Source organism: Sphingobium terrigena (assembly GCF_003591655.1).
Classification (GTDB): Bacteria; Pseudomonadota; Alphaproteobacteria; order Sphingomonadales; family Sphingomonadaceae; genus Sphingobium; species Sphingobium terrigena.
On sequence record NZ_QVRA01000015.1, the window covers coordinates 21952 to 37990 of the forward strand.

At 62.4% G+C, this 16039-nt stretch carries 9 protein-coding genes, 1 tRNA gene and 1 pseudogene; 3 read left to right on the forward strand and 8 right to left on the reverse strand.

Annotated elements, in window-relative coordinates:
* Positions 1–69: 69 nt before the first annotated feature.
* From D0Z70_RS15800 to D0Z70_RS15820, 4 genes and pseudogenes are all read right to left on the reverse strand, one after another.
* A complete protein-coding gene (locus tag D0Z70_RS15800; protein WP_119748157.1) occupies positions 70–1182 on the reverse strand; it encodes a DUF3800 domain-containing protein in 1113 nt (370 codons plus the stop codon).
* 42 nt (positions 1183–1224) lie between these two features.
* Positions 1225–5022: an SIR2 family protein gene (locus tag D0Z70_RS15805; RefSeq protein WP_119748159.1), complete on the reverse strand. Its 3798-nt coding sequence runs from the start codon at positions 5020–5022 to the stop codon at positions 1225–1227.
* A 79-nt stretch (positions 5023–5101) separates the two neighbouring features.
* Positions 5102–5704: pseudogene (locus D0Z70_RS25425) on the reverse strand (carbohydrate porin).
* 180 nt (positions 5705–5884) lie between these two features.
* On the reverse strand, positions 5885–6685 hold the full coding sequence (locus D0Z70_RS15820; RefSeq protein ID WP_119748167.1) for a DUF3223 domain-containing protein: 801 nt from the start codon (positions 6683–6685) through the stop codon (positions 5885–5887).
* Positions 6686–6744: 59 nt separating this feature from the next.
* On the opposite strand from D0Z70_RS15820, the gene D0Z70_RS15825 reads away from it, so the two are divergent.
* Together D0Z70_RS15825 and D0Z70_RS15830 are read left to right on the forward strand one after the other, a co-directional pair.
* Positions 6745–8373 carry a HamA C-terminal domain-containing protein gene (locus D0Z70_RS15825; RefSeq protein ID WP_182913989.1) on the forward strand — a complete coding sequence of 543 codons (1629 nt, stop codon included), beginning with the start codon at positions 6745–6747 and terminating at the stop codon, positions 8371–8373.
* 50 nt (positions 8374–8423) lie between these two features.
* Positions 8424–10535, forward strand: coding sequence for a DEAD/DEAH box helicase (locus D0Z70_RS15830; RefSeq protein WP_119748171.1), 2112 nt, complete (start codon positions 8424–8426; stop codon positions 10533–10535).
* 589 nt (positions 10536–11124) lie between these two features.
* On the opposite strand, the gene D0Z70_RS15835 is transcribed toward D0Z70_RS15830, so the two are convergent.
* The 3 genes from D0Z70_RS15835 to D0Z70_RS15845 form a co-directional block, all read right to left on the reverse strand.
* Positions 11125–11201, reverse strand: a tRNA-Ile gene (locus D0Z70_RS15835).
* Positions 11202–11232: 31 nt separating this feature from the next.
* Positions 11233–12270 carry a polysaccharide deacetylase family protein gene (locus D0Z70_RS15840; protein ID WP_119748173.1) on the reverse strand — a complete coding sequence of 346 codons (1038 nt, stop codon included), beginning with the start codon at positions 12268–12270 and terminating at the stop codon, positions 11233–11235.
* Positions 12271–12316: 46 nt separating this feature from the next.
* Positions 12317–14041 carry a sensor histidine kinase gene (locus D0Z70_RS15845; protein ID WP_239018951.1) on the reverse strand — a complete coding sequence of 575 codons (1725 nt, stop codon included), beginning with the start codon at positions 14039–14041 and terminating at the stop codon, positions 12317–12319.
* 203 nt (positions 14042–14244) lie between these two features.
* On the opposite strand from D0Z70_RS15845, the gene D0Z70_RS15850 reads away from it, so the two are divergent.
* Positions 14245–14718 carry an Lrp/AsnC family transcriptional regulator gene (locus tag D0Z70_RS15850; RefSeq protein ID WP_006950751.1) on the forward strand — a complete coding sequence of 158 codons (474 nt, stop codon included), beginning with the start codon at positions 14245–14247 and terminating at the stop codon, positions 14716–14718.
* Between the two features lie 44 nt (positions 14719–14762).
* On the opposite strand, the gene D0Z70_RS15855 is transcribed toward D0Z70_RS15850, so the two are convergent.
* Positions 14763–16004, reverse strand: coding sequence for a tetratricopeptide repeat protein (locus tag D0Z70_RS15855; protein ID WP_119748177.1), 1242 nt, complete (start codon positions 16002–16004; stop codon positions 14763–14765).
* Between the last annotated feature and the right edge of the window lie 35 nt (positions 16005–16039).

Sequence of the window (16039 nt, forward strand, 5' to 3'; positions counted from 1 at the left end):
AGGGATCGACGATCAAACAGTGGCTAACCCGGTTGCCCGGACAGGATGAGCGGAACGCCGCCCGACCCGTCACCGATCCAGGAAGATCTCCAGTCGTCGCATATCGTCGAGGCTGACCGCCTTCTGCACGAATGCGTCGCTTACGGCGATCGAGCGCTCGATCAGGCTGGCTAAAGCGAGACGGTTGCCGTTCTGCGCCGGCGTGAGATCCCGGTTGATGGCGGGAATTTCGTCAATGGCGAGATCCCTGAGCCACGTGAGGGTCGCGCCAAGCAGGCCCACCACGACGTCGGAGAGCTGCACACCGGGCTCCACCTTGGAATCGACGAAGCGGTAGAGGTCGAGCTGCCGACCCGAGCCGATGAACCGGTATTGCTCCAGAAGCGCCCTGATCTTCTCCTCCGTGTCGAGGATGTGTCTGCTCGCCTTGAAGAGACATAGTCGGTGGATGAAGATGTCGGAGAAATCCTTGGTTATCTGCCCTGCCACATCGTCGAGAAAGATCAGCGATGACAGGGATCGACCCGACTGCAGGACGCCTTTGAGCATCATGAGGTGGAAGTGGGGGAGGAGGTCGTCCGCGTTCTCCACCAGATCTATCAGCCCGTTCAGGAAGCCCCTGACGTCGCCGTGGGCGATGGCGGGATAGGAATTGCGCCGCAAAATGTCCTGCGTCGCGCCAAGATTCCGACGGAGTACGCGGTAGAGGTCGTTCTTGAGCAGTAATCGGTCGCCCAGGCCCAACGGATCGGCCGCGGGCATGGAGTCGATGATGTCGACGTAGGAGTAGTAGACGGGATCGAGGGCGATGAAGTGAACGAGGTAGCCTTCGTCCGAGAGCCAATTCAGGAAGATGTCCAGCCTCTTCGACCCAAGCATCGTCAGGAAGTCGCCATGCGCGACCCTCTCGAACTTCAGCTCGGGAGCTCGAGGCTGGATGCCCATCCACCGCCTGAGGACCTCCAGCTCGATCGGTCTCTCCGAGCCCGGATGGGCGACTCCGCCCAGCACGAAGGGCCGGGGGTCGGGCACATTGAAGCCATCCTCTCGCAGATAGAGCAGCCGGTGGTTGTTGGTCTCGTCGTAGTAGAAGGTTCGCGCCTCGTCGGTGCGCTTCAGTCCATAAAGGTCGATCGCCAGCTCCCGCTGGTCGTCCACGTCGATGTCGATCGGCTCTACCATGCGTCGTCTCGCTAACTATGGGATCGTCTGACTTTTCACCAATTAGCGGTTCTGATCGCGCCGGACGAGTTCGCCCAGACGCGGATCTTTCCGCACCTCATCCCTCTCGCGCAACGTATCGATGACGCGGCGTACGTCGTAGGGCCAGAGCCAGGGATCCTCGGCAAGGACTTTCCATAGAAGGTCGAGCAGGTGCGTCGGGTGCTTGGCGATGATTCCCGCCTCGACGTCGCTAAGGGTACCTATGCGCAGCGACGTGCCGGCGATCGGTCCGAGCACCGGAAGGATGAGTTCGACGATCTCACGGAACATCGCAGGCTTGGCGACTGCCAGGTCGACGAGACGGCCAGATGTGGAGACGGTCCGGACCGCCCACTGCCTCGGCCACACGTTCTTGAGAAATGGAGCGATGAGAGCATCCCATTTTGACCCCGCCTCGTTGGACCACCGCTCCAGATACCAGAGCATCTGTCCCCTGAGCTCATCATCCGCGTGGATTAGGATCTCCCGCAGTTCGACGTCCGGGATGAGTGTGTCTCGATCAGATCCATCGCCGCTGTCGGCCCAGCCCGCAAGCAGCATGCCGGCCAGCTTGTTGGCATGTCCACGACGATGGGTGCCGGACCGGGCGAGGGAGACGAACGCTGGCTTCAATCTCGTGTAGAGTGGCAGTTGGGGTGTCCGGGCCGCCCAGAAGTAGCCGCTCCAGAAGGCTTCCGCGCCGGCTCCCCCTGCGTCTGCCACCGAAAGAAGGCGGCTCTCCGACCATTCGGGATCAATGAGATAGAGCCAGTTCAAATGGGGCGCGATCATCGCGATCGTGTGATGTCGTGCATCACCAGGCAGCGCCAGAACTTGGTCTAGGCGCGCTCTCCATTTCTCTGGAAGTCCGTCGCCAGCGCGGAGGTCGGCGTTGGAGCGATCCTGGAAGAGCGCCTCCACCAGTCGACCAGCGGGCTGGTTGAGCGCGTCATCTACCCAGCTCGAATCGGGACACCGGAACCTGTCTTCGGGGGGATGGGCGGCAAGCGCGTTGGCAAGCGCATCCCAGAGGATCAGGAAGACTTCCGGTTGCGCGACGACGAGTGTGTCCGCGCGATCGCGCATCCACTCGCTGACGGGCTGCCGAAGGACCGCTACCTGCTCGGGTGAAAGCCGGGACAATCGGTGAACAATGGCCCGGAGCAGGCGAGAGCTGAGAGGAGCTCTGCTGGTGGCGTGAAGCAGCGCGGCCCATTCTTGCTCGGGGAATTCGCCTTTGCGCGCGGCGTCACTGAGGACTGCGAGCGCGAAGGCGGGGCGTTGATCGGCGAGTCCGCGGAATGGCCGATGGTCGACGAAGGTTGCGAAGTCGCGCCCCGCTGCATCCCTCGCGGCGGTCAGCACGCGACCGATCGGCAGGCCCTGGATCGGCGCGGTGTCTGTATTGGGAACCACCGTCCGGACCTTGCCGACCTGCGGCTCGGCCGTGGCTCCTGCGAACCGCGGCTCCCACCCGGTCGCGATCTCGCGCAGTGCCGACATTCCGGTCTCGAAGCCCGCGCCGAACTGCACGCCCTGTTCCCGTAGCCAATGGAGTCGGCTGAGACGTTCGTGCGCAATGTGCTCGGCTACGTCTTCGCGGGGCACGGGCCAAGGGATGTCACCGGCGAGCAGCCGCTGCTCCAGCCTCGCGCGATCAACCTCGCTCATGTCCGGCCACCGGTCGCGGATGGCGTAGAGGAGGTCCCGCTCGTGGCGATTAGCCCAGTACGTCTCATTATCCAAGGAGAGGAATACCGCTGCTGCTTCGTCCGGAGCCAGGATCGCAGGGTGTCCAGCGGCCCATATCCTCACGCGGATCGATACGGGATCCGTGTTCGACGCCCAGCGGCGGACCTCGGCGGCGGCGGCGGCCCTTTCAACCTGCGCAAGCCTAGAAAGCATGTTGAGGAAGGTGCCGAGCAGCCCTGTCATCTGGAACGCGTCCTCGTCGAGCTGGTCGCCGTCCTCGGGTCGCGTGGTGTTCAGATAGACGTTGTCGTTCCCTCTGATCTCCCGTTCGAGGGTGATGGCGTGCTCGATCTGCGCACGGAGTAGTGTCAGGGCATAGGGAATCTGTTCGGGCGGAATATCGAATGGCTGGTGCGGGCGGGGATACCGGACGTCCGGCCGGATCATGCCCCTCAATTCGCAGGCCACTTTTACGGGGGGTAGGCGCGTCTCGAAGGACGGCTCGACCATCAGCACCGGGCGATACATCTCCATGGCCGTCCTTACCGTGGCCGTCGACCAGCCCGACTGCGCCACGATGGCATGCAGGTCGTATCTCTGATGGTCCGGATCAGACCGCCTGTCCCGCCACGCCGCGATGAGGAGCCGCCACGCCTTGAGGACATCGGGAGGGAACCGGTCCTCCTCGTGGCGCAACGCCCGCTCGATCTGCTGTACCACTTCCGGATGCAGGCCGGTCTGGTGCGAAGCCCACCAGACGGCGGCGGGTTGATGGGCCACGCGGACGAGATAGGCGCCGAGGTGCCACAGGCGCCTTGGCAGCTTGGAGGCCGCGCCGGCCCATGGGCCTCGCAGCTTGCCGGTCGCCTCGGCCGGAAGATCCTCCCGATCGGCATCCGTCACGGCAAACAGATCCCACGCGTAGATTGGGACTTCGCGCCGCGAGAACAGATCGTCAGGATCGGTGGGCGCTGGCGGTCTGTCCGCATCGAGGCGCAGCGCCTCAAAGGGATCGACGCGCTCTCCCAAGCTGTCAAAGGGGGCGACGAGGCCCGGTGGCGCGTAGCGCCTGTCGGGATCGAACACACTCAGCCATTCCGCGGGAAGCGGGGCGCCCCTGCCGGCGAGCCGCCTCGCACCTTCCGGGGTGGCCGCGAGATGGGCGACGAGCCCGCGCTGATGAGGAAGGAGCGCCGAAGGGCCTGCGGACGCCATCGCGATGACGTCCTCGTGCCAGCCTTCGATGTCCCTTGCGCGCTCCGCCCAGGCTCGCAGCGTGTCCCAGAGGGCGGCGTGGCCATTGGCGCTGTCGTATGCGATCGGCTGCACGCCCTTGTGCCTCCACTGGGCGGATGCCTGGTCGGCGGTCCCCGCTTGGAAGGCGTAGAGGTCGTTGCGCGGCTCGTCGCCTCGGTTCAGTGCTTCAAGGAGATACTGGACCGGCGGATCATCGGCCGAATAGCCCACGAACACGATCTTGAAGCGCCTCAGCAGCGATTGGATGTAGCGGGTCGCCCATCCGTCCGCGAGGTAGGCACGCCCGAAGTCCGCGCTCGATAGGACGAATTCGTCATCGCAGGCGCGCTGATAGTCGGGATCCACCCGGCCGTGGATGTGCATGATGCCGCGGAAGTCGTTCAGGCGGCGGGGATCTGGGAGATGCGGCGGATTAAACGAGCCGAGATCCGGATCGCAGTCTTCGAAGAGCCGGTCGAAGTTCGTGGTCATCAGGCGAACGACGCCGGCGGCGTCGCGCGACAGGTCGAGCAGCACCCGGTGCGCGTCGAGCCTGTGGCCGGGTGGTGGGAGCAAGGCCTGCGCGACGGCCTGTCGGACCTCTTCGGGATGGAACTCCTGCTCAAGAAGGCCGAAGACCCGGTCTGTGGCGACGACTCCGGTAAGTTCGGTGAGCCTCTCGAAGTCCTGACTGGCCTTGAAGAGCCGTCGGGCGGGGCTGTCCAGCGCCGACCCGAGGGCGGACAGCACCCTGCCGGCGAGATCAGCGAAGTTGGGCAGCTTCGCCTCCGCCTGCGACACGCCGGCGCCGCAGAAGAAGAGCACCTGTCCCGCATCGCGTGCGGTCAGCAGGTCGTCAGGGAGTTCGGGGCCGTCAGCAATGAATCTCATTGCATTGACTTATGCGGTGACCGGGACGGGCGGAAGTCCTCGAAGGATGACAATCGCCGAATGTTTTGAGTGACATCCCTCACTTCTGCGCGGGCATCCCCAGAAGAGCGGCGAAGTCGACCGAAAGCCACGCACCGAAGACAAGGATGTCGTTAGACTGTCGGAAGGCCTTCGGCCTTGGAAGGTTGTCGGGATTCACGACATACTGGATGTTCGGGTTCAGCCTGACGCCGCGCGAGATGGCAAGATCATAGTTCAGTTCTCACACGGCTTCGCCGTTCCTCACGCGATCAATGCCCACGACGTTCGCGCGGGACGCTTGGAGGAAGTCAATCTGGTGGGATCCGAGCCTCATGTAGCTTCCGACGATGCCCAATGTCTCATTCGGCCTGCCGGCAAGCGGACCTGTTACAATGGGGCCCGCGATCGTCTGCGACTTGAACGGCACATAGTCGTTCGTCGAGGCAATGACGCCGCCGAATACGGTGACCGGACGCCGAACGTCGCCTCCGACGTGGGTAACGACAGCATCGCCCATCGCATACCGGGAAGTGTGCGTCGCGAGAAGATCGGGCGAGGGCGATCGATCGGCGTGTGCAGTCGTCGATGGAGTCAAGCGCGGGTTTGGCGAACGCATCCCCGTCTGGCGGACGAACGGCGCACCGGAGCCCAACCGCCGCATGGGAGAACTCGCCCTAAGCCAATGCCAAGCCTGAAAGCTCCCAGGTTCCGAAATGACCAGAAGCGGCGCGTGTCGCGTCGCTGCGGAAACGTATGAACACAAAAACCCACATAGAGATTACACGTGACGCCGCTCAGCAATGCGGATGATCTATTCGGGTCTTGGGCGGACATAATTGAGTTAAAGTTCGAGATACTCTCCCTCCATTCCGGTCTGGAGCCTATTTTGCTGCCGCCTAACAATTTTCCTAGAGACGACGCGAATACGGGCAGTGGTGCGGTGAAACTCACGAAACGCAGCTGCATGCGATGGGCTTGCAAATGAAGTCGTAGTCTGCGCGTCGGCCGGTGCACTCAGAACGCCTTCCGGGATGCCGTCTTGCCACCCTTGCGCGACGGCGAAATCGCCGACCAGCTCAGAAAACCCCCGCCAGGCATATTCCAGCCCGCAATCGCGCTCGGAAATACGCTCGCCCGAGACTGCGCACACCACGCTTCCGGATTGATCAGCGTACATCGCGAAAAATGCGATGCGCGCGCTCTGTAACTCAGCCTGGACGACTGTTCGACAGGCATCGACGAGCTGATCATGGACCCCTTTGGGAGTTTCGTTCACTGCCCGGATGAAGCTGAAGTCCGTTTCGCTACCGTCCAGCCGGACAACCCAGAAGCCGACATTTCGACCCCCGTTGGTGATGTTCAACCGAGTCTCGAACCGGTCCACCCCCACCCCGATCTTGCTTGGACCGTCAAGACCGCACATGTCGTAACGCCGGACCAGCGCCATCAGATCATCATGATCCGCCGGATCCGACACGGTCGCACCGACGGGATAGCGGTCGCGCAGATCACGGAAGTAGTCAATCGCCGCTCCACGGGACGGCCAAGATCTTCCATTACTGAGGCTTACAGGTTTTTTTGCCATTCGTGTCTTACCCTCGCCAAATAAATCATCCAAATGCATAGGCTTCTTGACGTTCAACTCAAAGCACCGGCAGGTTGCGGCATTGCGAAATGTCACAAGGTAGAACAAAGACCGCCATGCCGCTCATCAGCCTCATAGATTCCGAGACAGCCTCGGACGCAGGCGGTGTCGCGGGACGCCGAGGGCAGAAGTTCCAGGACCACGTCGCAGCCAGCCTTGTCATCGACATGCTGGTCGAGCCCACGATCGTGCAGATAGAATGCGAGACTGCGGATGATGTCACCGTCCGGCGGGTGTTGGACGCGGTGGAAGCCCATGAGTATGTGCAGGTCAAGACGACAGACGGTGACTCCAAATGGAGCATGCAGGAGCTTCTGCAACGCATCGACGATAGGGAAGGCACTTCAATCGCCGAGCGTTCACTCGCCTGCGATGCCCACGACGCCGTCCCCAGCTTCCGCCTCGTCACCGTCCGCGAGCCCAGATCCCCTATGGTCCATTTCAAAATCCCGAGGGGCGAGCGATCCAGCCGCACATCCCAGATGGCAACCGCAACCGGTCCATTCGAGAAAAAGTTTCCCAAGTTCAAGTCGCCGAAGGGACGAACCCTCGCCGACTGGGCGAGGCAACTGCTCTGGCAGGTCGAGCCCGATATGGAGAAGCTCGCAGGCCATAACCGTCTGCGACTGCTAAAACTCGCCGGCAACCATGGAGAGAGGCCCCATATCGCCGAAATAGAGACCAGCTACGCCGACCTGCTTGGAATGGTCATCGAGGCCGGTGACGCCTCGCGGGTTCACGCCCCTGAGAAGAAGTGCATCTCCCGCGCCACCGCTACCACGTGGTGGAGGAAACAAATCGCATTGTTCGCCGCTGAGACCCGACGGACAGTCAAAGTCTATCGGGTCCGGTCCGAGGAGTTCTTCTCCGAATTCCACCGCGGGCCCGGCACATCGGACAATCGAACGGTCTCCGGCTGGGATGTGGAATTCGACGGCGGCAAATGGAGATCCCGCGAACTCGTCGACCACCTGCTCGACTGGATTCCCGAAGTTGTGCTCCCACCTACGGTCCTCGCCAATCTGGACCAACTCAACGCACGAAGCCTACTGACACGCGCAGTCGAGGCATGCGAAGCGCATGGCGGCCTACGGGCCAGGGAATTGCTTGCCGAGCTTATGCTGCATGCGATCCTGAGGCACCATCACCGTTCGGAACCGATCGCGTGCAAGATCTTCCATATGAACGGCGGTCGCCTCGTTTTCGGCAGCGCCCACGTGCTGCTGGACGAAGGCGGCGATCAGCTCTGGCTGGGCCAGAGCAGGCTGACGACCGTCACGGATCGAGAAAGCATGCCCGCCGCGGTAGCGGAAGCACTCAGGTCTGGCCTTGACCGCGAGATCCTGCGCCACGAGCGGAAGATAATCCTGCAGCTGCGGCATCCGGCTCACCTCACCGAGCACAACCTCGGCCGGTCGATGGCCGCCAACGGCAAGATCGACGATCTGCTGTCCGTTCTGCACATTCCGCTGCTCATCGCCTACGGCAGCGGCGTACTCGCGGGAGGATTCACTCAGGACTATCTCGACGACCTCAGGCAGGAGGCCAACGAGGTGTCCGCAGCCATCCAGGCCGAACTGGACACCGATCTGCGCGACTTCAGAATCCACATTTTCCTGATACCGGTCGAATGCGCAAAAACTCTCGCTGACCTGTTCGAAACAACCCTGAAGGCTGACCAGTGACCGAGGCAGAGATAAGATCCGCACTGTCGTTGCGGACATTGCCTCCCGAAATGGCGTTCGACGCGCTTCAAACCATCAGCGCGCTCGCCAACGACGTCGCCACCCAACCGGCCGCACGGGACCTCGTGATCCGCATGCTCGCCGCAAAGGACCTGCTGCGGGACGACTTCCACCCGCTGCTGGACGGTCTGGTCCGTTCCGTCGGCCTGATACCCTATGTCGATTCGGACAATGCCCGATCATTGGACGACCACTACCTCATGGAGGCCCATCGAGCGCCGATTCCCGACGAGGACGACTACTTCTTCCATACGCTGCAGCTGCAGATCTACCGTGATCTCGTCGTCGGCAGGAACGTGGTGCTGAGCGCCTCGACCAGCGTGGGCAAGAGCATGGTGGTGGACGCGGTCATCGCCTCCGCTCGCTATACCGTGATTGCCATAATCGTCCCGACCATCGCCCTGATCGATGAAACCCGTCGCCGGCTGGGTCGCCGCTTCGCCCAGACGCACGACGTCGTCACACACCCAACGCAGCAGACCGACTTCAGTAGGCCGGTCATATTCGTCCTCACCCAGGAAAGGGCACTCGCACGCAAGGATCTGGACAGAGTGGAGTTCTTCGTCATCGACGAATTCTACAAGCTGGAGATCGACGAAAAGGAGCCTGAGCGTTCCGTTGACCTCAATCTGGTCTTTGCGCGCCTCGCGGCTCAAGGTGCGAATTTTTATCTCATAGGCCCACATGTCAGCGGAGTGGCGGGCATCGCAGCGCGCTACAATCCGGTCTTCGTCCCGTCGGAATTCTCGACGGTGGCACTCGACATCGTTCAGTTCGACCTCCCCGAAAAAGGGGATGTCCGCAAGGAGAAGCTCGTTGAGCTATGCGGCCAACTCACCTCTCCCACGCTCGTCTACTGCCAGTCCCCTCCCCGCGCGACCTCCTTGGCGGAGTATCTGCTTGAGCATGGCGGTCTCGGAAAGGTCGCGTCCACGCGCCCCGCAGTCGATTGGCTGCGACGCCAGTATCCGGAGGAATGGATCCTCACACAAGCGCTGGAGCATGGAATCGGGATACACCATGGCAACGTCCCACGGGCGATCCAACAATACATCATTCGCGCCTTCGACGCAGGCGAGATCAAGATTATCATCTGCACGACAACCCTTATCGAGGGCATCAACACGGTCGCCGAGAATGTCATCATCTATGACCGGCGGGTCGAGAACACGGGCTTCGACGCCTTCACCTTCCGCAACATTGCAGGCCGAGCCGGCCGCATGCGCAAGTATTTCATCGGCAAGGTCTTCGTCCTAGAAGCCGCACCCCCGGACGAGCCGATGTCCGTGGAGATCGGGGTTGGCCTCCAGAACGAGAACACACCTTCCGCGCTGCTGCTGGAGTTGGATGATGCGGACCTCGCGCCGATCTCACGACAGCGCGTCCTGGACATCGAAAGTCAAAGCCCCCTTTCGATGGAGACCCTTCGGTTGAACCGGCATGTTCCCCTCGACCGACAATATGCCGTTCACACGCATATCGTCCGCGACCTGCTCAATCTGGAGGACGCTCTCGTGTGGTCGAACATGCCCAAGCCGTTCCAGCTCCTGAAGGTGTGCGAGATGATCTATGATCATTTCGATGGAGTCGCACTCAGCCGCTACGGCGTTACATCCGGCATGGGATTGAAGGCCGAACTTGATCGGTTGCGGTTTGCGAAGACGTTCAGGTCCTACATAGACCACAGGGTCGCAAACCGTGCCTTCTTCCAATCTGTAAGCGAATCGGTCGAACAGGCCCTCAAGTTCATGCGGCGCTATGTCTCCTACACATTCCCCCGAAGCATGCTGGCGATCAGCAATATCCAAGCCGAGATTCTGACGCGCGACGGACGGGAAACGGTCGGCGACTATTCAACCTTCGCGTCCAAGGCAGCGAGCCTGTTCATGAACTCCAGCCTGTTCGCACTCGACGAATATGGAGTGCCCCCGGAAACCACCAAACGGCTGCGATATTCAGGCGATGGTCCAACGACGCTCAGCGAGGCAGTCGATCTTCTTTTCCTGGCGGCTCAGGATCCGGACTCCGACCTCGATCCGTTCGAACGCTCCATCGTCGAAGACCTGATGACGACGATGCCGCTAAGGCCGATGACTTCCTAGCGAAGGTTAAGTCCCAGCGTCTACTATAGCGCTTGCGGCGCTCCAAAGCGGACGGAGCGCAAAGTCCCAAAGCTAGCCGTTCGCACCAACCGCTATTCCGAACTGAAACTTATTGATGTGTCTGTGAAATGGTATCCAACGTTCAGTTTCCAGCCACATGCGAATCGCTCTGTTCCCAGTCCGTGGCAGTCCAACTGCACCCAGAAAATTCCCGGCACTGACTGGGGGCTCTCTCGAACAATCCATCATCCAAGTTATTGAATTATAAAATGGAATCCCTGGGAGTTATATTCCCTTCACCCGCTCCAAATTTTTGGATTCGTCCAAAGATTGATTAAAATGGATGATTAGCGGGATATCCGGAATGTGTTTCGCGAAGCGAAACTGCTGGCACACCTGCCCACCAGCCGCGACAACTGGCTATCAAACCGCATGTCGGCACCACCGCCCGTCGGGTCAAATCCACCAATGACATTGTCAAACACTGCTGCTTCGCCTGAAACCAGTTCAGCGCCCAGCCTTGGCGCATCATGAACCTCGGCCGGCTACAGCTATTCAGATATCACATGATGTGCATGACATCGGGGATTGGTGGGCCCGGCAGGACTTGAACCCGCAACCTATCCGTTATGAGCGGACAGCTCTAACCAGTTGAGCTACAGGCCCCACCTTGTCAACGACGCCCGATTAGGCAGCATCACGCCGCTTGGCAAGCCTCGATACGCATGGGAATGGCGTTAAGAAACTGATCCAGGCTGGCTGCCCCGACGCCCCGTTTCGCCAGATGCGCCAGCACTGCGTCCCACCAGCCGTAAAAGGCGGTGCGGTCGGCTTCGTCACGGACATAGGGGGTATGGCCCGGCTCCAGCGTGGGCGAATGGAAGCTGAAATTGAGGACGGGGATGCCTTCCTCGATAAGCGCGTCGATCGCGGCGATGGCTTCTGGGGCGGATATGCCTTCAGGAGTCAGCGGCACGCGGCTCAGCATCCGGGCGCGCGACAGGGCACCGGCGAGCGGCCCCATGGACTGGGCCGCGCGGTAGAGCCGCTCGCCCGCGCCGCGCAGCAGGCCGACAAAGGCGGTGGAGAGCGGCAATTCCACCAATGTCCGGTCAGGGCCAGCCCAGTAAGGCGTCTGGGGCAAGCCACAAAAATCCGGGCCATGCTGGTGGCTGTAATCGAACCGGCTACGCACCGAACTGTCGAGCCGGAACCCGGCTTCGCTCAGCAACCGCGCGCTGTTGGGGCCAACGCCATAGCGACCGGCGCGATAGGCGATGGGCCGCTGGCCGAAACGCTCCTCGATCCGGCGGCACAGCGCCTCCAGCTTGGCGCGCTCCACCGCTTCGGGCAGGAAGCCAACATAGGAGTTGGCGGCGCTGACTTCCTCGACATGGGGCGGGTTGACCCAGGGGTGGAGATGCGCGCCGATATCGGCAGTGCCGTTGTTGACCCATTGCGCCATCATCGCCGACGCAGCGTCGCTATCGATTACGGGATAATCGGTGACATAGATGGGCTTAACGCCAGCCGCCGCGAAATAGGCCTGCCCCCGCGCCATGCCCGGCAGGGCGGTGACGCCATGACCGGTGCGGCTGAACGGGGCGTTCCAGTCAAATTCTTCTTCGGTATCGACGAACAGCATGAATCGCGTGCCGAACGCAGGATCGAGAGTGATCCTGTCCTGCGGCAAGGGCGGGGCCAGCAGGTTGCCGTCATGGGGGGAAACAGTCATGCGCTACCCATAGCGCGCAATGGTTGCCATAGGGTTGCCGTGTGCGTCAGGCGTGGGCCGTGTCTTCGGCAACGCTGGCGGCGGGAATGGCGAGCAGCAGCCGCCCCGGCTCCACGTCCAGACTGCCGCCGCATGTCCCGGCGAGGCTGCGGATCAGCCGCAGCGAAAAGCCAAGCCCCAGCAGCGGGCCATCGGCCCAGTCGCCTTCGGACGTATAGCCCGGATCGAGCAGTTGCGACTCCTCCATGCCAGTCAGGCTCGAAGGCCGGTCGATGGCCAGCACCACCCGGCCGTTGGTCCCGTCGGGCTGGAACCAGCAGGCCCCGGTCACCGCCTCCCCCTTGGGCGCGACGGAAATCAGCGTGCGCAACAGATGCTGCACCATGCGCTCGCCCTGCACCGGGTCGATCCGCACGGGCGGCAGGCCGGGTGCCATGGCGATATCGACCGACGCGCCGCCCTGATCGCGGAAGCGGTTAGCGATCTGGCGCACCAGCTGTTCGGGATCGAGCAATTGCGGGGCGCTGACATCGTCGCCGCGCGACACGCGGGCGGCGAGATCCAGATCGTCGAAGGCCGCCAGCAGATGACGCGCATCGACCGCGATATTGCCTGCCATGTCGCGATATTCAGCGCCAGCCGGGCCGAACAATTCCTGCTCGATAATCTCGGCAAAGCCCAGAATGGCGTTCAAGGGCGTGCGCAGTTCATGCACGAGCTGGCGCAGCGAATCCGCCGACAGGCCGCTTAGTCCGTCCGGTGCTGGCGCGGGTTGCGCCGCCACCTCATGCAGGAAAGGACGCCGCGCCTGGCCACGATACCCTTGGAAGCGGCCTGACCGGGGATCGAAAAAGGGCGTGGCCGACAGGCGCCACTCGCCCGCCATCGTCCCGCCGACAATGGCGAACCGGCCATTCTGAAACCCGCTGCGCCGCGCAAAGGCGCCTGCAACATGGCCATCCGGCCCGCTGCCGCCCTCCAGCGCTACTTCCCCCAGCGACAGGCCGATCAGCGCTGCGCGCGGTCCCTGGTCGATCCAAAGAATGGTGCCTGCGGCGTCCGTCTCGAACGCGAAATCGCGCGGTGGGGCGCTGCTCTCGGGTTCCTCTGCCGCCAGCTGTTCCAGCGGCGGGGGCGGCGGCCGCGTGCTGGTGAAATGAGCGATCCGGTCGACCAGATTGCGAATCTGGTCCTTGTCGCCGACAGGCGCGCGTAGCGGCGTGACCGTGCCGGTCTCCGCCTCCACCTCCGGCGCGTCCTTCGCCGGGACCATATCAGCGGTGAGCAGCATGTCGCTGTCGCCCACCATATCCTGCCGCACCGTGGTCAGCACCAGATCGGACGGGCCAAAGGCTTCGAGCGCCAGCCGGGTTGCCGGGCCGATATCGCGCCGCCCGCGCAGGACGCCGCGCGCCGTTGGCGTCAGCCGGGGCAGCAATTCCTCCCACATCATGTCGGGCAGTTGCGCCCGTGCCATCGCGGCAGCGGCAATGGAGGGGCGGTCATGGGCAAAAAACTCGACCAGACTGGCCGACCGCAGCCGCCCGCCCAGTTCGACGACGGTGGCAATACGCTGCGTTTCCGACAGCTTGGCACGCAATCCTGCCAACCGGTCGAGCAATGCCGCCCGCTGGTCCGCCGCCATCGGCGCGCGATCGGCGCGGTCATGTTGCGCCAGCAGATCGACGCACTGACGCCACAACGTCACCGCGCCCAGCCCGGCACGGTCCTCGGCGGCCAGCACTGTCTGCATCAGATCGTTGAAACGCACCAATAATCCCCATATGGCCGTGACGCAGGCAGGTGCCCGGAGCGCTCAGCGGCTGTCACGCACCTACCGATAAGCCCTCCCCCCGCAAAGGAAAAGGGGCTGGTTACGCGAACGAAAGCGATCGTCGCATAGTGGGACAATTGCATTGCCCTGAAACATTATTATGATGGGACAGGAAAACAGGACAGGAAATAAGCACAATAATGGCTGGCCCGAATATCGACGACATTGATCTGCAAATTCTGGGTGAATTGCAGCAGGATGGCAGGATGACCAACGTGGAACTGGCACGCAAGGTCGGCCTGACCGCGCCGCCTTGCCTGCGCCGCGTCCGTTCTCTGGAGGAAGCGGGGGCTATCACCTCCTACCATGCCGTGGTCGATCCTGGGATGCTGGGCTACACCATCACGGTATTCGCGATGGTGAGCCTGAAAAGCCAGGCGGAAGCGGATCTCAAAGCCTTTCAGGACCATGTCGCGGAACTGCCAGAGGTTCGCGAATGTCACATGCTGAATGGTGAAATCGATTTCATTCTGAAGGTCGTAGCGAAAGACCTTCAGAGCTTTCAGCAATTCCTGACGTCCAAGCTGACGCCAGCGCCCAATGTGGTGAGCGTCAAGACATCGCTCACGATCCGCACGTCCAAGAATCTGCCGGGCGTGCCTTTGCCGGTGTGAATTGTCAGGGGCGGTGCCGGATCATAAGCTGATCCGGCACGCGATCACGCGACCTTGCGGCTTTGCTGATCGACCCATACCGACCAGAAACCCGCCACGCTGGCCCAGTTGCCGCTGGCCTGGCTCAGAGCCGCCTGCGCGCCCGGCAGGTCGCCCGACCGTGCCAGCGCAACGCCGAGCCGCGCATTGACCCGGCCTGCATCGACACCGCCCTTGGCCAGCGCCAGCCGATATTGCTCGACCGCCTGGGGGAATTGCCCCAGCGAAAAATAGCTGTCGGCCACGGCCTGCGCATCCTTGCCGGATGAAGCGCCCGCCGCCTTCTTCGCCTGCGCGGGCAAGGCCGCGATTTCCTTGGTCGCCTTGGGCGTGACCGCTTTCAGCAGCGAAGTGGTCGCAGGCTGGGTCGCGGTCAGCTTGCCCGCCTTGCGGCCGGCCTCGATGATGGACTTGGCTTCGGAAAAATAGCCCGCCTTTTCAGCCAGTTGGGCATAGGCCTGATAATCCCGTTCGCTTGCCATCGCGCCATTGGCGGCTTGCAGGCGGTACAGATCCAGCTGGAGCTGCGAATCTATGCCCGCCGCCGACAGATAATTGGTGATCGCCGAACGCCAATCCTCCCGCGCGCCTGCCTGGGTCAGTCGTTCGCGATAGAGCTGGCCGACTTCGGTCCAGTCCCCGGCCTGATAGGCCATGGAGATGGCGCGGTCGGACCAGGCGAGCGGCATGGGCTGACCGGAAACGCGCTGACGGCCCAGCGCCTGCTGGACGAAGGGGCGTGCCTCCTTGGGCTTGTTGCGGCGCAGGGCGATGTCGGCACGCAGGAAGGTTGCGTCGATGCCGTCATAACCCAGCGTCTTGGCATAATCGAGCTGCGCCACCGCATCGTCATAATTGCCCACGGCATAGGACAGATAGCCCGCGACATAGCGCAGCCGTGGCGCATCCTTCTTGGGCAAGGCACTGGTCTTGAACAGATCGGTCAGGGCGATCCGCTGCGCCTGCACATCGCGGCGCTGCGCCGCCAGTTCGAACCGAAGCCCTGCCGCGACATAATTTTCAAAGTCGGATACCGGCGCAAGCGTCGCAATGCGGGCATTGGCGGTCGTCACGTCACGGGCGTTCAACGCTGTCTGCGCAGCGGTCACGCTGGCGCGAAACCGATCCGACATTGCGATAGCGGGGCCGGGCGCAACTTTCTTCTTGGCCAGCGCAGGCGAAGCAATCAGCAAGGCCCCGGCGAGAGCAACAGGCAGGCTCGCAAATATTAGATTATGAAATCGCATGGCCGCCAAAGCCTCCCCCGAAACGCATTATTATT